The 21,816-nt window shown below is 39.1% G+C and carries 19 protein-coding genes; 13 read left to right on the top strand and 6 right to left on the bottom strand.

Annotation, left to right across the window (positions count from 1 at the left end):
• Positions 1-82: 82 nt before the first annotated feature.
• The gene (locus tag HOO54_RS12880; protein WP_172295847.1) at positions 83-1,471 is read left to right on the top strand and encodes a S41 family peptidase; all 1,389 of its coding nucleotides are present in this window, start codon (positions 83-85) and stop codon (positions 1,469-1,471) included.
• Between the two features lie 308 nt (positions 1,472-1,779).
• Here the strand turns inward: HOO54_RS12880 and HOO54_RS12875 are convergent, their stop codons facing one another.
• Both HOO54_RS12875 and HOO54_RS12870 read right to left on the bottom strand, forming a co-directional pair.
• A complete protein-coding gene (locus HOO54_RS12875; protein ID WP_172295845.1) occupies positions 1,780-3,015 on the bottom strand; it encodes an MFS transporter in 1,236 nt (411 codons plus the stop codon).
• A 125-nt stretch (positions 3,016-3,140) separates the two neighbouring features.
• Positions 3,141-3,752, bottom strand: coding sequence for a nitroreductase family protein (locus tag HOO54_RS12870; protein ID WP_172295843.1), 612 nt, complete (start codon positions 3,750-3,752; stop codon positions 3,141-3,143).
• A 134-nt stretch (positions 3,753-3,886) separates the two neighbouring features.
• Between HOO54_RS12870 and yodB the strand changes: the two genes are divergently transcribed.
• Together yodB and HOO54_RS12860 are read left to right on the top strand one after the other, a co-directional pair.
• On the top strand, positions 3,887-4,204 hold the full coding sequence (yodB, locus tag HOO54_RS12865; RefSeq protein WP_172295841.1) for a transcriptional regulator YodB: 318 nt from the start codon (positions 3,887-3,889) through the stop codon (positions 4,202-4,204).
• Between the two features lie 97 nt (positions 4,205-4,301).
• Positions 4,302-4,547 (top strand): hypothetical protein, encoded by a 246-nt coding sequence (locus HOO54_RS12860; protein WP_172295839.1) that lies wholly within the window; start codon positions 4,302-4,304, stop codon positions 4,545-4,547.
• 43 nt (positions 4,548-4,590) lie between these two features.
• Here the strand turns inward: HOO54_RS12860 and exlX are convergent, their stop codons facing one another.
• Positions 4,591-5,289: an expansin ExlX gene (gene exlX, locus HOO54_RS12855; RefSeq protein WP_172295837.1), complete on the bottom strand. Its 699-nt coding sequence runs from the start codon at positions 5,287-5,289 to the stop codon at positions 4,591-4,593.
• Positions 5,290-5,459: 170 nt separating this feature from the next.
• Positions 5,460-5,927, bottom strand: coding sequence for a spore gernimation protein GerT (locus HOO54_RS12850; RefSeq protein WP_172295834.1), 468 nt, complete (start codon positions 5,925-5,927; stop codon positions 5,460-5,462).
• Positions 5,928-6,017: 90 nt separating this feature from the next.
• Here HOO54_RS12850 and rarD point away from each other — a divergent pair, with 90 nt between their 5' ends.
• The 4 genes from rarD to bshB2 are packed head-to-tail and all read left to right on the top strand — an operon-like array spanning position 6,018 to position 8,297.
• A complete protein-coding gene (gene rarD / locus HOO54_RS12845; protein WP_172295831.1) occupies positions 6,018-6,944 on the top strand; it encodes an EamA family transporter RarD in 927 nt (308 codons plus the stop codon).
• A 43-nt stretch (positions 6,945-6,987) separates the two neighbouring features.
• Entirely contained in the window at positions 6,988-7,263 is a 276-nt protein-coding gene (locus tag HOO54_RS12840; RefSeq protein ID WP_172295828.1) for a hypothetical protein, read from the top strand.
• Between the two features lies 1 nt (position 7,264).
• Positions 7,265-7,615: a YojF family protein gene (locus HOO54_RS12835; RefSeq protein ID WP_172295826.1), complete on the top strand. Its 351-nt coding sequence runs from the start codon at positions 7,265-7,267 to the stop codon at positions 7,613-7,615.
• Positions 7,616-7,631: 16 nt separating this feature from the next.
• Positions 7,632-8,297: a bacillithiol biosynthesis deacetylase BshB2 gene (gene bshB2 / locus HOO54_RS12830; RefSeq protein ID WP_172295823.1), complete on the top strand. Its 666-nt coding sequence runs from the start codon at positions 7,632-7,634 to the stop codon at positions 8,295-8,297.
• A gap of 283 nt (positions 8,298-8,580) precedes the next feature.
• Here bshB2 and HOO54_RS12825 read toward each other — a convergent pair whose 3' ends face one another.
• Positions 8,581-9,939: an MATE family efflux transporter gene (locus tag HOO54_RS12825; protein WP_172295821.1), complete on the bottom strand. Its 1,359-nt coding sequence runs from the start codon at positions 9,937-9,939 to the stop codon at positions 8,581-8,583.
• A 1,039-nt stretch (positions 9,940-10,978) separates the two neighbouring features.
• Between HOO54_RS12825 and HOO54_RS12820 the strand changes: the two genes are divergently transcribed.
• From HOO54_RS12820 to odhB, 6 genes are all read left to right on the top strand, one after another.
• The gene (locus HOO54_RS12820; RefSeq protein WP_172299535.1) at positions 10,979-12,271 is read left to right on the top strand and encodes a C40 family peptidase; all 1,293 of its coding nucleotides are present in this window, start codon (positions 10,979-10,981) and stop codon (positions 12,269-12,271) included.
• A 410-nt stretch (positions 12,272-12,681) separates the two neighbouring features.
• The gene (locus HOO54_RS12815) at positions 12,682-13,266 is read left to right on the top strand and encodes a superoxide dismutase family protein (RefSeq protein WP_375335838.1); all 585 of its coding nucleotides are present in this window, start codon (positions 12,682-12,684) and stop codon (positions 13,264-13,266) included.
• An 84-nt stretch (positions 13,267-13,350) separates the two neighbouring features.
• On the top strand, positions 13,351-14,244 hold the full coding sequence (locus HOO54_RS12810; protein WP_172295818.1) for an ATP-binding protein: 894 nt from the start codon (positions 13,351-13,353) through the stop codon (positions 14,242-14,244).
• A 10-nt stretch (positions 14,245-14,254) separates the two neighbouring features.
• Positions 14,255-16,165 (top strand): nitric oxide reductase activation protein NorD, encoded by a 1,911-nt coding sequence (locus tag HOO54_RS12805; protein WP_172295816.1) that lies wholly within the window; start codon positions 14,255-14,257, stop codon positions 16,163-16,165.
• Positions 16,166-16,512: 347 nt separating this feature from the next.
• Positions 16,513-19,347: a 2-oxoglutarate dehydrogenase E1 component gene (gene sucA, locus HOO54_RS12800; protein ID WP_172295813.1), complete on the top strand. Its 2,835-nt coding sequence runs from the start codon at positions 16,513-16,515 to the stop codon at positions 19,345-19,347.
• A gap of 15 nt (positions 19,348-19,362) precedes the next feature.
• Positions 19,363-20,592 (top strand): 2-oxoglutarate dehydrogenase complex dihydrolipoyllysine-residue succinyltransferase, encoded by a 1,230-nt coding sequence (odhB, locus tag HOO54_RS12795; RefSeq protein ID WP_172295810.1) that lies wholly within the window; start codon positions 19,363-19,365, stop codon positions 20,590-20,592.
• A gap of 243 nt (positions 20,593-20,835) precedes the next feature.
• On the opposite strand, the gene HOO54_RS12790 is transcribed toward odhB, so the two are convergent.
• On the bottom strand, positions 20,836-21,801 hold the full coding sequence (locus HOO54_RS12790) for a bile acid:sodium symporter family protein (protein ID WP_172295808.1): 966 nt from the start codon (positions 21,799-21,801) through the stop codon (positions 20,836-20,838).
• Between the last annotated feature and the right edge of the window lie 15 nt (positions 21,802-21,816).

Here is a 21,816-nt window from a genome sequence, read left to right as displayed (position 1 = left end):
AAAACAAGAATTTCAAGGGATTCGAGTTGACGAATAAAGTTTCGTCCATGATAATATGGTAAGAAGAAAAGGTGGTGTTCGTTTGAAACAACAGTTAAAACTCTTATTAATTGTACTCGTCACAGCCATTGCGACATCAGGAATCACTCTTTACATTGCAAGTAAAGGCAATATCATGTCATCATCAGACGATGAAAAATTTGAAAAGCTAATGGCGACATATGACAAAATTAAGAGTGATTATTATCAAAAGGCAGACGATGAAAAATTAACGGATGGGGCAATTAAAGGAATGCTCGAAGCTCTTGATGATCCATATTCTACATACATGGACAAGAAAGAAGCGAAACGTTTTGAAGAAAGTATTACTTCTTCATTTGAAGGAATTGGTGCACAAGTAGAGGAGAAAAATGGACAAATTTTAATTGCGGCACCTATTAAAGGGTCACCTGCGGAAAAAGCTGGTTTAAAACCACATGATGAAATTCAGAAAGTGAACGGTAAAAGTATAAAAGGAAAAACAATTAATGAAACAGTGACAATGATCCGCGGAAAAAAAGGGACCAATGTCAAGCTTGTTTTGCATAGAGCTGGTGTTGGCCAAATTGATGTCACGATTAAGCGGGATACAATTCCTGTTGAAACAGTTTATTCGAAAATGCTGGATGACAACATAGGACAAATCCAAATCACAACTTTTTCTGAAAATACACCGCAAGAATTGGCAAAAGCAATTGACCATTTAAATGAAAAAGGGGCCAAAAGGTTTGTACTAGATCTCAGAGGCAATCCAGGAGGTCTAATGGATCAGGCGATTGTCATGACCAATCTGTTCGTTGATAAAGGCAAAACGATTTTGCAGGTTGAATCCAAAAACGGTGATAAAAAAATATACAAGGCTAAAAATAAACGTCAAGTGAACAAGCCGACCGTTGTTCTGGTCAACGGTGGAACAGCGAGCGCAGCCGAAATTATGGCAGCTGCATTGCACCAAGATTCAGACATTCCGATTGTTGGAGAAAAAACGTTTGGAAAAGGAACTGTTCAAAATGCAGAAAGCTTTGATGACGGTTCCACTGTAAAACTGACAATTGCTAAATGGTTGACACCGAACGGAAACTGGATTCATGAAAAAGGGATTCTTCCTCAATACAAGGCTGAACTTCCAAGCTATGCTAAGCTGCCGTTCCTTAATCCTAAAAAAGAGTATAAGGCAGGCAGCGTAGGAGATGAAGTGAAAGTCGCACAGCAGATGTTGCAAGCGCTTGGTTTCAAACTGAAAGCGACCGGATCATTTGATGAACAGACAGAAACGGCTGTTAAAGCCTTTCAAAAAGCTCAAAAACTTAAAATTACTGGAGTGATAACGGGAGATACAACAGCTTCCATGACGGTAAAACTACAAGAGAAGCTGTCTAAAAATGATACTCAATTAGAGAAAGCGATTGAGGTTCTCAAAAAGGAAAAATAATAAAACACGCGGGGCTGTCCAATAAGTCGACTTTTTGATTATTGGACAGCCCTTTTTCTGTTTAACAAGCCATTTGTTGTTCCTTCTATGTTGCCAATTGGTGGTGTTGTATGCAAATTTGCAGTTGGATCTTTAGCTGAGAAATGAAAAAGTAAGTTTTGACAATCGATAGTTAGTAGCTGTAAATCGTAAAAAGTGCCAAAGAAATTTTAAAGAAAACGTTCAAAGCTGTCTGGGCTTTTTGTTGAGAAACGACTGATCATATGGATCAATAGTGCCGGACTCTCAAGCATTTAGAGCCATGTGGATTATGATTCTGTATAATATACGTCTTTTTGTTTAGCCGTTTGTCTAGGAATGGATATCATGCATATTAGCACTGCGAAAAGACCCGTGAAAACGGGAATGAACAAGGTAAACGTTAGTGAATATGTAAGAGTGAATCCGGCAAGGCTTGAGCCGATGGGTGTTCCAAATCCAAGCATCATGCCTAACATGGAAAAAATCCGTCCATACCAATTAGCATCCGTGCTTCTTTGTCTGAGGGATAAAAGATTAATATCAACAAGACCTTGAACACTACCAATCAAAAGGAGGCCGCATAGTATAATGAAAATATTTCCCGAAAATGCCACGACCGCAAATCCGATTAAACTGATAAACATACCTAAAGCCAAGTTGTTTCGTTCTTTTCCTTCTGTATGAAAACGCCCAAAATAAATATTTGATAATAAAGATGCTGTACCGATGACTGACCAAAATATTCCAACCGCAGCTTTCTCCCATAATAATCTTTCTTCTACAAGAATCGGTAAGCCGACATTTAAGACGCCAAACGTCATAGTGTAAAACGGCATGCAAAGTGCGAGCCCTCGTAAAACTGGGTTTTTCCAGAGGTATTTTAATCCCAGCCATGATTCAGACAATAGATTACGTTGTGATTTTTTTACGCTAGGTTTTTCAAGTGTCTTCACAAAAAACACACTTGCTCCGCCAACAGCCCAGCAAAGTGCTATCCCTATGATCGCTGTATTTGCATCAAAAGTACTGATTAGAATACCGACAACAGCTGGACCAAGTATGACTGAGAGCTCCTGGGTTATTCCATCTAGCGCATTTACTTGATCCCAATTTTTCTCAGGGACGATTTGAGGCAAAAGATAGCGAAAAGCAATATTGGCGAAGGGCCGCATCAGACTGATAAAAGTAATCAATACCAAAAAAAGCTGAAAAGATAAAAGATTGATAGAAAAAAAGAAGGGAATGAACAGCATGATGATGACTGCAAAAAATTGACTCGATACAATCACTTTTTTTATATCATAGCGGTCAATAATTGTCCCTGCGAGAGGGGAAAATAAAATACTGGGAACTGTACCGAAAATCACTGCGGTTCCTGATAATAAAGGCGAGTCAAATACATACAAAACGAACAGAATCAGCCCTGATCCCCACATCCATCCGCCCAGTCTGGAAAACAGCAGACCGCAAAAAACATAAGGAAAACCGTGAATTTTAAAAATTTCTTGATATGTTTTAAACATTTTTATTCACACCCCACTCTTGACATAATTTTCATTGTAAACCAAATTCTAAAATATTTCCAAAGCTAGTCAAAAAACGCATAAAAAAACCTTAGCCTATTCTAGGACTAAGGTTGATGAAATGTTTACAGCCAAGTTGACACATCAGATACAGCAAAACGACTGCTTTTATGAGCCGGTTTCACAGGCTTTCCGATCGCAATCAGCATCACCGGTACATATCGTTTATTCATTTTAAATTCTTTAACAAGCGCTTCATGGTCAAATCCGCCTATTGCACACGTCTCATAACCTTTTGCTTTAGCGGCGATCATGAGCTGCATCGCCGCAAGCGACGCATTGGAAAATGCGGCATCTCTAGCAAATTGACTGTTTTGATAAGCCCTATTGATTTGTTCCAAAAGCGTGTTTTTAATTTCCTCAGTCATATAACCAGCCTCTGCTAAAGGTTCATAAACAGCTTCACCGTTTTTGTTTGCCTCTAAGTCACCTAATACAGCGATAATAGCAGATGCTTGCGAAACCTGTTTTTGGTTGTATGCAATTGGAAGTAGACGTTCCTTTGATTCTTGGCTGTGAAATACGGTAAAATGCCAGTGTTGTAAGTTCCATGCAGATGGAGACTTTGTCGTAATGTGAAGTAACTCTGTTAACTCTTCCTTTGGAATGGATACACTAGTATCATACTCTTTAATTGATGTTCGTTCTTCTAATATCTTCAATGTGCTGTTTGTCATGTAGCTTCCCCCTTGTTGATAAACGTGTTATAATATAGTCAAACAAAAAGTTAGAAACTTACTTTTTGTAACTGTAATGAGTATTGTAATGTCTCTATTTTAATTTGTCAACTGGAAGATGAAGAGGTGAAAGAATGGGATTTACAATGTGTCCTAAAATGGAGGTTGCCTTTTCTTTACTTGGCAAGCGGTGGAATGGACTGATTATTCATGTTTTATTTGACGGGCCTAAACGATTTAAAGAATTGAATGAGATGATTCCAATGATCAGTCAAAAAATGTTAGCTGAACGGTTGAAAGAACTTGAACAGAATGAAATCATTGAACGACAAGTTCTTCCAGAAACACCCGTTAAAGTGATTTATCAATTAACGAAAAAAGGAACGGCTTTACAACCTGTTTTGCGGGAGATACAAAACTGGGCAGAACGGTATTGTGTTGTTGAACATTAAAACAGGTAACCACGGGGTAACTGATCAAGGTTAGCCCAAACGTTTCCCAACTTTATGAATACCTTATTGTAGGCAAACATAAAGGAGGATAAAAGAAATGAACCCTCATTTTTATGGATATTCAAGATCAGCTCCTGCTGGTTATCCAGCAAGATCACCATTTTTTTGGGGTTTTGGAGCGCCATTAGTTGGCGGATTGTTGGGTGGATTTATCGGTAGTGCGCTTTTTAACCCTCGACCATATGCTTACCCTCGGCCTTATGGAGGTTATGGAATGGCACCGTTTTATGGTGGACCAGGACCATATGCAGGTGCCCCATATGGAGGATATGGATACAGATAAAATGATTAATATGCAAAAACGGCGGTTTGAAACCGCCGTGACTTTAATCAGGGAATTGTATGTGTCCCCGAACTGTATACGCTTGAGATGTACCGTATTTAGGAAGTTTTGGGATTGTGTCTTTGACAACTTTTCCACGGATATCTGTGATTCTGACTTTAAGAGAACGAGTCCCTAAATGTGTGCTGACAAAATGGTTGTACCCCGTTTTCTCCATTTTGATCCACTTTCCGTCTAGATTGTATTCCATTTTCATAACCGGGTATTTATGATTTCTGACTTGGATCGCTGCCCACCATCTGCTAGATCCTTCTTTGATTCGATATGTAAGACTCCCAGTAATCGGGGCTTTGACAATCTTCCATTTGATCTTGATTTTCCCATCTTTCATATTGCCAATTTTTCGAAAAGCATTTGGGGAAAGGTCAAGTGCCCCAGCAGCGCCTTCAGGGTAAAGGTCTGTTACATAAACGATCGTCTTTCCGCGGGGACCCTCGACTTGAAGATAAGCCCCTGCTAGAGCTGAGTTAACACCGCCGTAATTCAGATCTCTCGGATTGATAGCCGCAATTTCCTTATTGGAAGGAATAGGATCAAGCAGGAAAGCTCCGCCCGAGTAGCCTGAACCAGTATAAGTCGCATAGCCGTTGTGCCAATCATTATATGCAGCTGAAGTTTGTGGGACACTGCAAAACATCATCAACACTATCAAAATAAAACCAATATTAATCTTTTTTCGCATATAAACCTCCTCAATGACAAGAACATTATAATGACAATCTTATAGCTATTAAAAGAAGAAATAGATCGATAGATTGATAGGGTATATAGAATCAAATTCACTGATAAATGACAAGGGAGGTGATCATATTAAAAAAGAACAGCCCGCTCCTTCCAAGCAAGGCCTTAACTTCAATATGAAATCTCAATTTCAGAAAGGTTAAAGTCTTCATTTTTTAAAAACATGACCTCTAAAATGTCGTCTTTAAAAACGGCTTTTGTACCTTTTCTGCGTACAAGGGAGGGGAGAACAATTTTTTTTTGTTGCTCTTCTTCGGGATAGTTTTCTAATATCAAGGTTTGTGAAGTATGTTTAATTTTTATTAGATCAAGTTGTTCTCTTGTAAGAGGAATTTTAACAAAAATATGACTGACGGTTTCGAATATATCAAATGGATCCGTTTCTTTCACAGGGGTTTCTCTTGTAACAGGTGTTTCTTTTGAAAGGGGATCACGAAAAGGAAATTGATCTTCATACCTCGGTCCAAAGACACTTGTCATTACTTGGTGGATATAATGTTCAACATCTTTCGGATCGGTGTTTCTAAAGCCGTTTTTAGAAAACTGCTGAAACGGAAAAAAACGTTGCCAATCAAACACGATCACACTTCCTTTCACATAGCCAATTTTAGTATATGTTTATTCAAAGGAATGGGTGAAGTCATCAACAAGAAAGGAAAAAATGAACTTATGAATCATGTAGAAATTAAAGGGTTTTTTTGCGCAGCACTAGCGTATTTATTATGGGGATTGTTTCCTCTTTATTGGAAAATGCTCGATCAAATCGCCGCACTTGATATATTGGCTCACCGTATTGTTTGGTCGTGTGTGTTTATGTGTGGAGTATTGTTGTTTTTGAAGCAGTGGCAGGTTGGCATGAAAGCCTTCAAGTCGCTTTTGGAAAACAAAAAAGCACTTGTTTCATTGCTTTTTTCCACTATTTTAATTTCAATCAATTGGTTTGTATACATATGGGCTGTAGGTCATGGTCATATTCTTGAAGCGAGCTTAGGTTATTATATTAATCCACTCATTTCTATCGTGCTTGGGATTGTTTTTTTAAAAGAGCGGTTATCACGAATGCAGGCTGGTGCTGTTTTAATTGCAGCGATCGGTGTGTTGATATCAGCCTTTCAATATGGTTCTGTTCCGTATATTGCGCTCATACTGGCTTTTAGCTTTGGCCTCTATGGATTGGTGAAAAAAAGAACAACATTTACAAGTGCCATTGGGCTTACTCTTGAGACGATCATGATCACACCAGTTGCCCTGATCTTTTTATTGTTTTATAGTCATTCATGGTATTCAGCCGCTTCCTCTGATCCGAAGATTTGGCTACTCCTGTTTTTGGCCGGTGTTTTAACAGCCATTCCGCTGCTTTTATTTTCAGAAGGAGCTAAAAAGCTGCCGCTGTATCAAATTGGAATCTTACAATATATTGCACCGACTATTACTTTATGTTTAGGTGTTTTCGTCTATCATGAACCTTTTAATAGTGGAAAAGCCTTAACTTTTTCCTGCATCTGGGCAGCGCTAATATTGTTTACTTTTTCACAATTCAATTGGAACAAACGAGTGAAGCCGCTGTTAAAAAGGAAAAACGCACATCATTCATAATTAACAAAGATCATGTATAATGAGACTTGGAGGTTGATCAGTTATGGTAGAAGAACCACAGCTTATTCAAGTTTACTTGAGCCTTTGGAAGAACAGAACGATAAATGAAAGATCAGAACGGTCGCTCATCCAGTTGGTTGATGATGAACTGAATGATCTTAGAACCCATCCAAGGCTTAGAAAAACAAGGTTTGAAAAATATTTTCAATCCATTCATCGAATTACGAATTCCAAGCTGGAACAAGATGTAAAACTAAAGCTGATTGAACTACATACAGAGCGTCTACATGTCTTAATCAATGCAGAAAGCAGGGAATAACATGAGAGAAATAAATAAAAAAGATGTGCAGGCATCTTTGGAATCATTTTTGCATCAACCTGTGTATATCCATCTGGAGACAACGACTGGATCATATTCCGCACATAAAAATGAACAGAGTATGACAGTAGTAGCATTTATCCGAAATGCAAAGGTCGTCTGTGCCAGTGCAAAAATCACAGGGGACGGACCTTTCCGTGCCGGTCTAAAAACAGAAGAGGGATGGATTTACGCAGAGGGTCTAACTGACTATACTATTGATCATGAAGGCAGGTTGCTTCTCGCCGGTCATTTGCCAGAGGGTAAATTAGCCATTTCATTTCAAATAAGCAAAGAGCCATTTACAGTCTAAAAAGAAGGTGTTATCAATGAAAAAACATTTACTCGTTATTTTACCGCACCCTGATGATGAATCATTTGGAGCAGGGGGCTTAATGGCTTTAAACCGCAAAGAAGGGATACCTGTTACATATGCATGTCTAACTCTAGGAGAGATGGGCAGAAATATGGGTGATCCGCTTTTTGCTAATCGGGAAACCCTTCCTCTCCTCAGAAAGCAAGAATTGATTAATGCTTGTAGAGAATTGGATATCCAAGATTTACAAATGCTCGGTTTTCGTGATAAAACCCTTGAATTTGAAGATGAAGAACGATTAGCAGACAAGATAGAAGCTGTAATTGATGATGTCAACCCAAGTCTGATCGTCACCTTTTATCCCGGTCATGGAGTTCACCCTGATCATGATGCTTGTGGAGCAGCGGTAATCCGTGCATTAGCTCGTAAACAGAAAGAAGATCGGCCAAGAACATTATGTATGGCGATTACTCATCATAGGGAAGAAGTGTTGGGCAAACCTGATGTTGTTGTTGATGTAAAAGAAGTTGCCAATATTAAAATGAACGCTTTAAAAGCGCATAAATCTCAAACAGAAGCTCTATTGAAAGAAATCGAGAGAAAGAAAGCAAACGGTCATCCCGTTGTACAAAGTTGGTTTGAAAAAGAATTTTTTTGGACCTACAAGTGGGATGATTAGTGATTTCATCAAGAAAAAAGAGCTACCCAAAAAGAGCAAAATTGGAAAAGTTTTGATTCGGAATTGGAGCTGTCCAAAAAGCCCTTTTTCAACATAAATCAGGGGGAATGGCGAGACTTTTGCGGAACCCCGCAGGAGCAAGGAACGAGCTCCGAGGAAGCTTGCGGATTGCCCGTAGAAAGCGAGCAAATTCCCCAATTTTTATTCATCCACACTACCCCCATTTGTAAAACGAGAAAAGGGCATCCAATAGTCAACATTCGACTAGCTGGATCGCCCATTTTTAAATACTATGATTTTGTATAAAATGATTTTGAATGAATTTGAGTCTGAAGAAAAGTCCAATTGCACCAGCGGCAAGTCCTGCAATTAGTCCTATCCAGTAGCCATACGCTCCTAAAGGTGTATACGTCGCAATCAAAATCCCAACAGGGAGCCCGATGATCCAATAAGAAACTAAGGCTGTGACAAGTGTATAATTGACATCTTTATATCCTCTTAGCGCACCTTGAATCGGTGCTGCAATTGCGTCTGAAAGTTGGAAAAACAATGCATACAGTAAAAAGCGCTTTGTTAAAAGTAACACATTGTCGTCCGCAGTATACATTCCGGCAATTTGTTGTCTAAACAATATAATAATAAGAGCAGTCAATAATGAAAATCCAACAGCGCTTGAGATCCCAAGGTAGCTATACGTTTTAGCGTCTTTAAACCGTTTAGCTCCTGCTTCAAAGCCAACAACGATCGTTAATGTCATCGAGATACTAAGTGGAAGCATATACAGCAGTGTAGCGAAGTTCATTGCCGCCTGATGGGAAGCAATCGTCACTGTGTCAAAGTGGCTCATCAGCAAAGTGACTGCCGCAAAGATACTCGTCTCAAAAAAGATCGCAAAGCCGATAGGAAGCCCAAGTTTCAATAGTTTTAGGCTTTCTGAAAATGAGAATGGATGGAGCATCCCAAAGATCCTAAACTCATAAAAGGGAACTTTCTTATGAATAATGAACAATGAGAGCAAACAAATGCACCAATACGTCAAAGCGGATGCTAAACCTGCACCGGCTCCCCCCAATTTAGGAAAACCAAAATATCCAAAGATAAATAAACTATTTAAGACAAAATTAATTGGCAAAGAACATAAGGTAATCATCATTGTCACCCTCGTCTTTCCCAGTGAATCAATAAAGCAGCGCACAACATTATATACAAACAGCGGTAAAATCCCTAATCCTAAATATGATAAATATTGCCTTGAAATGAAATAAACTTGATGTTCAAGCTGGAGTTTATCCAAAATTGGATCAATTAAAAAAAAACCTAAAATCATCACAAACAAGCTGAGAATCGCTGCGACATAAATCGATTGCATCACAGTATAGGGAACAGCTTCTTTCCGCTGTGCACCCATCAGCTGGGCAACAACAGGCGTAACAGCCGTTAATATTCCTGCAAGCCCAGTATAAACAGGTGTCCACAAACTCGCTCCGATTGCAACGCCTGCGAGATCAGCGGCACTGACTTTACCTGACATCACCGTGTCAAGAAACGCAATAAAGGACAATCCCACTTGTGTAATCAATATTGGAATAAGAATCATTAAAAATTGTTTAGTTTTTTCACTTAAATATTTTGTTTCTCTCATTATGCGTTCCCCATTTCTTTTGGATAACGAGAGAAATTATAACACGTTATCTGGAAAATGCAATGACGGCTTGCTCTGATCATCAGGGGTTTTTTCTTGAAGAATTCATCAAAAACAGATAGAATAAACGATTGTGTTGATGGTTAACAAAACCTATCATGTCAATCTATCATATTGTAAATAATCTATATAAGCTTTTAGAACTATAAAAAGGGGCTTTTTTATTATTCTAATATAAAATATAGGATATAGAAACTTATTTATTTAGTAATTTAAATAAAAAGTTTGATCAAAAAAATACTCTAATTTTCAGATGTTGGTGAAAAAAATGTATGGTATTGTCAATTTGTGATCAAGCATTTAGAGAGATACCTTGTGTTGGGGCTGTCCTTAAAGTCGTGTGGATGAATAAAAATTGGGGAATTTGCTCGCTTTCCGCGAGCCTCCTCGGAGCTCGTTCCTTGCTCCTCTTGGGTCTCGCCTGGCTCGCTGTTTCCGCAGGAGTCTCACAATTCCCCCCTGATTTATATTGAAAAAGGACTTTTTAGACAGCTCCATTTTTGAGAGTTTGCTAAAATCCCCATTGATTGACATACCTATCGTAATTGGCTTTGTTTGAATTAAAGAATGTGAGAAAGCCGTTCTTCTGACAACAGTGAAAAGGCACAAAAGTGCTTTTTTCAGTCTGTCACATCTTCCTTTGTTGTTATCTTCTGAAGACCACTCTTGCTCTGAAGCATTTTCCACATAAAAGACGAAGATATCCGGCTTTCAAAACGGAAAAACCTTTACACAGATGGCCGTATCCTGAAAAAACGCAAACTAGTCAATAAGCCTAAAAGTCTGTATTTTTATAAAAATTATTAAAAAACTATTAATAAAACGTAAAAAAGACCGATAGAAACCGTGAATTACATTTTTTTCTTCAATTTCAAGGAGGTATTGATAGGTATAAAGGCTTATTAGGCGTACCTTGATCATGAGTGGAATTGGATACATAGCGAAAAAAGGAAATTTCTAAGGAGGAAGTTATCACATGATGAAGAAGAAGATAGCAGTAAGTTTGGCGGCTTCTGCAGTTGTCGGTACTTCTTTGGCGGCTTCACCTGCTGAGGCTCAGACGATTAAGGTGAAAAGCGGGGACACTTTATGGAAACTGTCTACTGACTTCAACACAAGTGTTTCGGCGTTTAAATCAGTTAATCATCTATCGTCTACGACCATCTTTGTTGGACAATCTTTGCAAATTCCTGATGATGGAGTAGAAGACAAAGACGTGAAAGCGAAAGATGAAAGCTTTAAATCATCTAAATCAGATCAATCCGAGTCAACTATTACGGTTAAATTGGGAGATTCTCTCTGGATGCTTGCCAAAGATTATAAAACAAGTGTCAAGGAGATTAAAGACTTAAACGGTTTAGATAATGATCTAATTTATCCTGGGCAAAAGCTGATTATTAAAGGGGAAATACAAAATAGCAGCCGTAAATCCTCAAGTGTCAAGCAGTCATCAAAGCCCTCTAACCGTTCTAAAAGATCAAGCAGTACATACAAAATTGAGCTCGGGGATTCTTTGTGGAAAATAGCCAATGAAATGAATTTGACTGTTGCTGAGATTAAAGCAATGAACAACTTAAAATCGGATACCATTTACCCTGGTCAAGTCCTTAAAGTGAAAGGAACGGTTTCCAAGCACAAGAAGTCATCTTCAAGTTCTTCTTCAAGCTCAACGAAGCATCATTCAAACAGCTCAAAAAAGGAAACTTATACTGTTAAGTCTGGGGATTCCTTATGGAAAATTGCAAACATGATGAATGTGACGGTGCAGAGCATCAGGGAAAATAACAATTTAAAAACGGATGTTGTATATACTGGACAGAAATTGAAAATTTCCGGCACAGCACACAACTCACATTCAACTCCGTCAAAAAGTTCTTCATCAGGCTCGGTTTCAAGAGGGACGATGGGAAGCGCAAAGGTTGAACGAATGATTGATGAAGCTGAAAAGCATATCGGTGTTCCTTATAGATGGGGAGGCAACAACCCTTCAGGCTTTGATTGCAGCGGGTTTATTTATTATACCTTGAATAAAGTGACATCTGTCTCTAGACTAACCGCAGCCGGATATTGGAACAGTATGGGGGCGGTCAATAAGCTAAAACGAGGGGACTTCGTTTTTTTCTCAACATACAAACCAGGACCGTCTCACATCGGAATTTATTTGGGTAATGGAAAATTTATCAATTCGAATGATTCTGGTGTTACAATTAGCGATATGAACAATTCTTATTGGAAACAACGGTATCTCGGTGCAAAACGTTACGCATTTTAATCATCTTTAAAAGGGCATGGGTTCTGAAATAATAGAACTCATGCCTTATTTGTATTGTATAGACTACTTTTTTTCTGGAAAAACATGAAGTCCTGACACTTGTAAAGACATGTACCGCCAAAAAACGAACTTCACAACTTAGATGTTGAAGATTGCTATTCTTATTTGTTTAATGTCCTTCGCTTTTATCTTTCGAAAATACGATCAAGACAATCGCTTTGCGGCATATGTAATAAACTTTGTGACCTCGTCATTCTCTTATTTGTTTATACCGTGCTCTTTTACTTCATCCTCATTTAACAAATCAAAAAATCCAGCATGTCTCCTATTTTTATGAGAAGGTTTATGAGACTTAGCGCTTGTCTACAATAGAGAGGAAAATGACAAAGGGGGCTTTTCCATTGAATCTATTGTACAAAGCGGTCTTAATTAGCATTCCGATTTATTTAGCAACAGGGTGTACCCAGCAAAATGAATTGGAACAAAAGGCTGTTGAACAAGAGCATACAGAAACATTTAAAACGCAACAACAACCTGTGAAAGTCCCGCTAATTAAACAAGACGGAACAAATACAGGATTTATAGAAGTTTCTAAATCCGCTGAAAAAGGTCTTGATATTAGGGTTTCAGCTCATGATCTTCCACCTGGATTACTAGCTTTTCATATTCATGAAACAGGTGAGTGCAGAAAACCTGACTTTGAAAGTGCAGGTGTCCATTTTAATCCTGAGCAAAAGGAACATGGCTTTAATAATCCGAAGGGACATCACGCCGGTGATTTGCCTAATATTGAAGTCGGTGCGGATGGAAAAGTTGATGTTGTTGTAAATGCACCGGAAGTCACCCTTGACGAAAACAGTAAGTTCAGTCTGCTTGATGAAGATGGAAGTGCTTTTATTATTCATCAGCATCAGGATGATGATTTAACAAATCCATCTGGAAACTCAGGTGATCGGATGGTTTGCGGTGCTCTTTTAAAAGACAGTACAAAATAGAATGAAGCAAACAGATCAATTGAGGTCACGAACAATTCCTTAGTATACTTGTGAATATGACGTGTTTAGAAAGGAATTATCGGAATGAAATATGACCTACATGAACTTGACTTGCCAAATGAAATAAAAGAACGGCTACCTCTCTCTGTCGAGCAAAAGATTGAAGAAGGTGAATTTCAATCATTGATTGGAACTGCCGAATATGAAACTGAGGATCGTGCCATCCTTTCCGACGCTTTAATCGCTCTAGTACTTGGAAAAAACGTATTATTAAAGGGACCTACTGGTTCAGGGAAAACAAAACTTGCCGAAACGCTGTCTGCTTATTTTCAAAAGCCAATGCACAGTGTCAACTGTTCTGTTGACCTTGATGCAGAGGCACTTATTGGCTATAAGACGATTGTAAATACGGATGGACAAGCTACGATTGAATTTGTCGAAGGACCTGTTACAAAAGCGATGACTCGCGGTCACCTTTTATATATTGATGAAATCAATATGGCGAAGCCAGAAACATTACCAATTTTGAACGGTGTGCTTGATTATCGAAAAATGATGACAAATCCGTTTACTGGAGAAGTCGTCAAAGCCAAAAAAGGGTTTGGCGTAATCGCAGCTATTAATGAAGGATATGTCGGAACCGTACCTTTAAATGAAGCATTGAAAAACCGTTTTATTATCATTGATGTGCCATATATTCAAGGTGATCTTTTAAAGAGCGTCCTTGAAAATCAATCTGAATTAAAAAATTCAAAGCTGATCAGCCGTTTCGTGACTTTGGCCTCAGACTTAATGACCCAGGCACAAAATGGACAAGTATCTGAAGATGCTGCATCAATTAGGGCACTTTTAGATACTTGTGACCTTTCAACATACATTCCACCCCTAAGGGCGATAGAATGGGGAATCGTTGAGAAACTAGATGACGAACGCGAAAAAGCGGCTGTTCGTAATATTGCCCAAACTTTATTTGAGTGAGGGGAATGTCATGAAGTTTATTAAATTTAATGACAAGAAGATTGACTCTTTTCTATTTATGGAGTTAACAGATTTAGCAAGGACGCTTGCTAAAAGTGATCAAGTTGAAGTTGAGTACAGTGTTCAATCCTATTACAATCCATTTGAGAAAAAGATATATTTGAGTCATTTTTGGAAGGATCGATCTTATCATGATATGGTCGCTGGGCTAAAAAGCGATGTTTATTTGCGTGCGATCGGAACGACATATAGTTCAATGGGAGAATTTGCTGATCTGTTGGACAATATTAAGGATTTCAAGTGTAAAAGTTTTGCAAAGCAAATCTTTATGCTGTTCGAAGATATTAGAATCGAAGAGTATATTAAACAGGAGCGTCCTGGAACTAAGCGAGCGTTTTTCAGCAGGCAAAAGATGTACAGAAAATTTTTTATGACTCAACTGACATTCAATAAAGAACGGAGCATTTTTACTGACGCATTATTTTGTGCCATCTATCTGAAATTAACAGCCAAGTCGCCGCTTGAGGATATACCTGAGATCCATCAATCGATTGATCCGTTGAAACGATTCATCGAACATCAATTAAGCCGTGTATTTGATGCCCGGACGACTGAAGATATTGTATGGATTGTCATCAATTTAATGGAAAGTTTTGAAGAAGTTCTTGAAAAGGATATGCTGAATACCTATTTTTTCTTTCCCGAGTTGGCCTATGAACAAGTTGATGAAACGTCTCTTTTTAAAGATTTAAAAGCGAAACCCAAGCTTAGCGAGGAACTGAATCTTGATCAGGAAAAGTCAGGTGATGAAGAAGTTCTCGATGAAGAAATGCCGACATGGCACAGGGAAACAGAGGCACCTGCTAAAAGCTTTTTGCAATTTGATTTAGAGCACGGTGCAAAAACAGACCTTTTCGGCGGAGCTTTAAGAGAAGGAGAGGATGGGGATCAGGCACTAGGTGCCGTTCAAGGACGGGCACAACAGTCAAACAGAAAAGACTATAGGAAGCTGGAATCTCTTGAAACAGTTCAAGATCTCCCTCCTTCAGGTGGACAAAGCGGCAAAGAAAATCGTAACGCTTTTCCAATTTTTAAAGCACCTGAAAAACCTTCTCTTGATGAAATATCTGAATATCGTCATCAGGCGAAAACGATTGAACCTTATCAAAAACGACTGAAACGGATGATCCAAAAAACGCTTGAGCATAAAAAAATCCTGCCGCGGACCGATTTGCATGCTGGAAGATTGAATCATAAACTGCTGCGCTATTTTACGGAGCGAAATCCGCGACTGTTTTTAAAAAAACATGATCCATCAACTGAAATTGATGCGGTTTTTACTTTGCTTGTCGATTGTTCTGCTAGTATGTTTGATAAAATGGCTGAAACAAAAAGAGGTATCATCCTCTTTCATGAGGCACTTAAATCAGTGGCAGTTCCCCATCAAATCGTTGGTTTTTGGGAAGACACAAATGATGCAACAAACATAAGTCAACCTAATTACTTCCATACAGTCGTTTCTTTCTTCGATTCTCTAGCAAAAGATGCTGGACCTCACATTATGCAGCTTGAGCCAAAAGAAGATAATCGTGACGGGTTTGCGCTTAGACAAATGACGAATATGCTAATAAAGAGAAATGAGTCGCAAAAATTTCTAATTGTCTTTTCAGATGGGGAGCCTGCGGCTTTTGACTATGAACAAAATGGTATTGTTGATACACATGAAGCGGTGATAACAGCAAGAAAAAGAAAGATTGAAGTGATCAATGTCTTTTTATCAAACAGTGAAATTGAAGAATCGCAAATGAAAACGATACAGGATATGTACGGAAAGTACTGCTTATTTGTTCCTGATGTTGATCAGTTGCCAGATATGCTGTTTCCGCTTTTGAAAAAACTGCTAAATAAAAGTATATTGTAGAAAAGACAGATGGTCAGTGCCTAACTAGGTGCGGCCATTTTTAATACAATTTTTATTATTTTTATTTAGTTTAAATGTTCAGAATTTTCCTTAAATAACAAGTGTAAAAATAGAAGATGAAAAAAGGTTAAAAACATCTGTTTTAAGTCAAAAATGCTAGTATAAAAATTTTAAATTTTCAAGTCGTTTTTTTAATTTTATTTGAACAATCTGTGTAGAAACAAATTTAAATCAGTGGTAAAATGTACTTGGAAGCGATTTATTACATATTTCTGGGCATAGGGTTTTAGGAGATATATCAAAATAGTGATCTTTCACTTGATTATTAAGTTGGGGGTAATGTTCGAATGTTTCAAAATAGTATGAAACAAACCATGCATTGGGGAGAATTTCACGGTCCGAACCTCGGCTACGCGCTGGAGCTTTACGATCAATATGTCAAGGATCCTTCCGCCATCGATCCTGACATAAGGGAGATGTTTGATCAGCTCGGAGCTCCTCCGGGAGAGATAAGGACCGCCTCTGAAAAATATACAGAGGCAAGCTTCACGGCTGAAACCATTGAGAAAATCGCAGCGGCAATAAAACTTGCAGAAGATATTAGAACCTATGGCCATTTGAATGCTTCCGTTAATCCATTAAAAAAAACACAAGAAAAAACTGAGCTTTTTCCACTTGCTGAATACCGGCTAACCGAGCAAGACATGAAAAAAATTCCGGCATCAGTCATATGTAAAAATGCTCCTAAAGAATTATCGAACGGTTTAGAAGCCATTCAATACTTGAAAAACACATACAAAAAAACGATTTCTTTTGAGTTTGATCATGTTCACATTTTCGAAGAGCGTAACTGGCTGATGAAAAAGATTGAATCGGGTGAATTGTTTACTCCAAAACCGAAAGAGAAATTAATCGACGTTCTAAGAAGACTAACAGAAGTTGAAGGACTTGAACAATTTCTGCACAAAACATTTGTCGGACAAAAGCGTTTTTCAATTGAAGGTCTTGATTTGCTAGTTCCTATGCTGGATGACATGATCGCCAAATCGGTTTCTTCAGGAACGACAAATATCAATATTGGCATGGCACACAGAGGGCGCTTGAATGTTCTAGCGCATGTACTTGGAAAACCTTATGAAATTATTTTTTCTGAATTTCAGCATGCACCTAATAAAGATCTTGTTCCGTCAGAAGGATCGACTGGAATTAATTACGGCTGGACAGGAGATGTGAAATACCATCTAGGAGCAGACCGTGAAATTCAGGATAAAGAGACGAAAACAGCGCGGATTCATTTGGCGAATAATCCAAGCCACCTTGAATTTATTGATCCGATTGTTGAAGGTAGTACAAGAGCTGCCCAAGAAACAAGAACGGAAAGCGGCTATCCAGTGCAAGATGTCAGAAAATCACTGGCGATTCTGATCCATGGAGATGCAGCATTTCCTGGTGAAGGGATTGTATCTGAAACGCTGAACTTAAGTCAGTTGAAAGGATATCAGATTGGTGGAGCGATTCATATTATCGCCAATAATATGATCGGCTTCACGACAGAGAGCAATGAATCAAGATCAACAAAATATGCGAGTGATCTTGCAAAAGGATTTGAAATCCCGATTGTTCATGTGAACGCCGACGATCCTGAAGCTTGTCTTTCTGCCGTGCAGCTTGCTATCGAGTACCGCGAGACTTTCAATAAAGACTTCTTAATCGACCTGATCGGTTATCGCCGATTTGGACATAATGAAATGGATGAACCAGCGACAACCCAACCGATGCTATATGATGCGGTAAGAAAACACCCGACAGTCAAAAATATTTTTGCAGAAAAGCTCATTCAAGAGGGAATGATCGAAAAAGAAACCGTCGGAAAACTCCACGACTCCGTCATGAAACGCTTAGATGAAGCATATCGGAAAGTGCCGGCGAAAAAGGAAGATATGACTTGTGAAATCGAACTTCCAGAGCCTGTTTCCAACGGTTTTCCTGACATCGATACATCAGTTGAAACAGATGTTTTGCACAAAATCAATCAAGAGCTGCTTTCATGGCCAGAAAACTTTAATGTTTTCGGTAAACTAAAAAGAATTCTTGAGAAACGTGCGAAAGCCTTTTCTGATGATGATAAGGTCGACTGGTCTTTGGCAGAGTCACTGGCGTTTGCTTCTATTTTAAAAGATGGTACACCTGTAAGAATGACAGGCCAGGATTCAGAACGCGGCACTTTTGCACAAAGGCATCTTGTCCTGCATGACAACAAGACAGGTGACGAATTTATCGCTTTACATCATCTTTCAGATACAAAGGCAGCATTTGCACTACATAACAGTCCGTTGTCAGAAGGGTCTGTGATTGGATTTGAGTACGGTTACAATGTGTCTTCACCGGAAACATTAGTGATTTGGGAAGCTCAATTTGGGGATTTTGCAAATGCCGCACAAGTTTACTTTGATCAGTTTATTTCTGCAGGAAGGGCAAAATGGGGGCAAAAGTCCGGAATTGTTGTCTTGCTTCCACATGGGTATGAAGGACAGGGGCCTGAGCATTCCAGTGGAAGAACGGAACGCTTTCTCCAACTTGCAGCAGAAAATAACTGGACTGTTGCTAATCTGACAAGTGCGGCTCAATATTTTCATATCTTAAGAAGACAGGCAAAAATGCTGGTTCGGGAAGAAATCCGTCCACTCATCTTAATGACGCCAAAAAGCCTGCTCAGAAATCCGAACACAATATCAAAAGTAGAGGAATTCACAAACAGTGGCTTTAAGCCCGTTTACGAAATCGCAGGTCTTTCTCATCAGTATGAAAAGGTGACACGCCTTGTTTTATCAAGCGGAAAAATTTCAATTGATATTAGTGATCGCTTTTATCAGATGGAAGCAGAAAAAGACTGGCTTCATATTGCAAGAGTTGAAGAGCTTTATCCTTTCCCTGCCAAACATTTGAAGGCGATCTTCAGCAAACTTTCACAGTTGGAAGAAATCGTCTGGGTTCAGGAAGAACCACAAAATATGGGGGCGTGGAACTATATTGAGCCTTACTTAAGAGAAATTGCTCCGAAACATGTGACAGTACGTTATATTGGAAGAAGAAGACGTTCCAGTCCAGCAGAAGGGGATCCGACAATTCATAAAAAAGAACAGGAACGTATCGTATCTGATAGCTTGACTCGCAAAAACTAAGGGGGAACTAGAAAAATGGCGGAAATTAAAGTACCTGAATTAGCGGAATCAATTTCAGAAGGAACAATAGCTCAATGGCTAAAACAACCTGGAGATTATGTGGAACAAGGGGAGTTCCTGCTCGAACTGGAAACCGATAAAGTCAATGTTGAATTGACGGCAGAACAGTCGGGGATTCTTCAGGAAGTGCTGAAAGATTCCGGGGATACAGTTCAGGTTGGCGAAATCATTGGAACGATTTCAGAAGGCGAGAAAGAATCTGGCTCGCCTCAAGGGGAAGCTCAACAAAGCAGTACTTCTACAGAAGATGAAAAACCAGCTGAAAACAATGCGGAGACAGCAAAAACAAGAACGATCGCTTCTCCGGCTGCTAGAAAGCTTGCCCGTGAAAAAGGTATTGACTTATCAGAAGTTCCAACTGTTGATCCATTAGGAAGGGTCAGAAAACAAGATGTTGCAGCATATCAAAATGAGCAACCGCCAAAAGCTTCTGAGCCAAAACGTGAAACAGCGGCCCAGACTGCTAAACTTGACGATTCGCAAAAACCAGTTAAACGTGAAAAAATGTCTCGCCGCAGACAAACGATTGCCAAACGTCTTGTTGAAGTTCAACATACCGCTGCTATGCTGACAACTTTCAATGAAGTCGATATGACAGCGGTGATGAATTTGAGAAAACGCCGAAAAGAGCAATTTCTTGAACAGCATGATGTAAAACTTGGTTTTATGTCTTTCTTTACAAAAGCTGTTGTGGCTGCCTTGAAAAAATTTCCGCTTCTTAATGCAGAAATTCAAGGTGATGAACTTGTCATTAAACAATTTTATGATATTGGTATCGCCGTTGCTGCTCCTGAAGGTCTTGTTGTTCCGGTCGTTCGGGATGCAGACCGGAAAACATTTGCAGATATTGAAAAAGATATCGGTGAGCTTGCGAAAAAAGCAAGGAGCAATAAATTATCACTTGGAGAACTTCAAGGTGGATCATTCACAATCACAAATGGTGGAACATTTGGTTCGCTGTTATCAACACCAATCATAAACAGCCCACAGGTCGGAATTTTAGGAATGCATAAAATTCAACTTCGTCCTGTTGCAATTGATGAAGAACGCTTTGAAAACCGTCCGATGATGTATATCGCATTATCGTATGATCACCGAATTGTCGATGGAAAGGAAGCAGTCGGATTTTTAGTGACGATTAAAAACTTACTTGAAGATCCAGAACAGCTTCTTTTAGAAGGATAAACAGCAATCATCTCCTGATAGCAAGTTTTTGCTATCAGGAGATTTTTTTATAGGAGCTGTCAAAAAAATAACTACTGAGGCGGAAAGCGAGCAAATTCCCAGATTTTCATTCATGCCCACTACTTTCAGGACAACTGAGTCCAAGGGCATGAGTTATTAAATTTAAAATACTAGACAAACATCACTAACTAAACCTGAGATAGGTGGAGGTAGAAGTTTTTTTCATCCGGAATCGCCTAACCTTTAAAGTTTTTTATCCATATACTGGGCAGAAGAATGCGCCTCCTTTGTTTTTTTAGACCAATATGTTGCAAGCCATGAGCCTGAAAGATTATGCCAGACACTGAAAATCGCACTCGGTACAGCGGAAAGCGGAGAAAAATGGGCGGTTGCTAGTGCTGCACCAAGACCTGAATTCTGCATCCCGACTTCAATAGCAATGGCTTTTTGTGATGCGTTATCCATTTTAAAACATTTGGCTGAAACCAATCCGAGTAGTAATCCAAGACCATTATGTAGGATGACGACTGCAAAAATTAGCAATCCTGATTGAATGATATTTTCTCGGTTCCCTCCAACAACAGCAGCGACGATGGCAACAATTCCAAGGACAGAGATAAGCGGTAAAACCTGTACCGTTTTTTCAACTTGTTTTTTGAAGAATAATCGGACGAGCAGTCCTGCAATAATCGGAAGAAGAACGGCTTGTAAAATGGAAATGAACAGTGACCCTGGAGATACAGGGAGCCATTCCTTCGCAAAAAATAAAATAAGAAACGGTGTCAAAAAAGGTGCAAGCAAAGTGGATACCGTTGTAATCGCAATAGACAATGCAGTGTTCCCTTTTGCCAAAAATGTCATAACATTTGACGCTGTTCCCCCTGGACAACAGCCAACTAAAATGACACCAACTGCAATTTCTGAGGGCAGTCTTAGTCCGTAGGCTAGTCCAAAAGCGGTTAACGGCATGATCGTGTATTGCAGGATGACTCCGATCAGCACATGAAGTGGGTTTCTCAAAAGTTCTCTAAAATCATTTGCTGTCAGTGTCAGTCCCATGCCAAACATGATTAGACCGAGCAGGATTGAAATGTAAGGGCTAATCCAAACAAAAGAAGCGGGAAATGCAAAGCCGAGCAGAGCGAATATGATGACCCAGACAGCGAAAGTTTTTCCTGCAAATTGACTAAGTTTAATTAAATTACTCATAAGTCCAGCTCCTCA

The sequence above is a fragment of the Bacillus sp. WMMC1349 genome (assembly GCF_013155385.1).
Classification (GTDB): Bacteria; Bacillota; Bacilli; order Bacillales; family Bacillaceae; genus Bacillus.
Note: the sequence above shows the minus strand (reverse complement) of the source record. Positions and strands in the feature narration are given on the sequence as shown.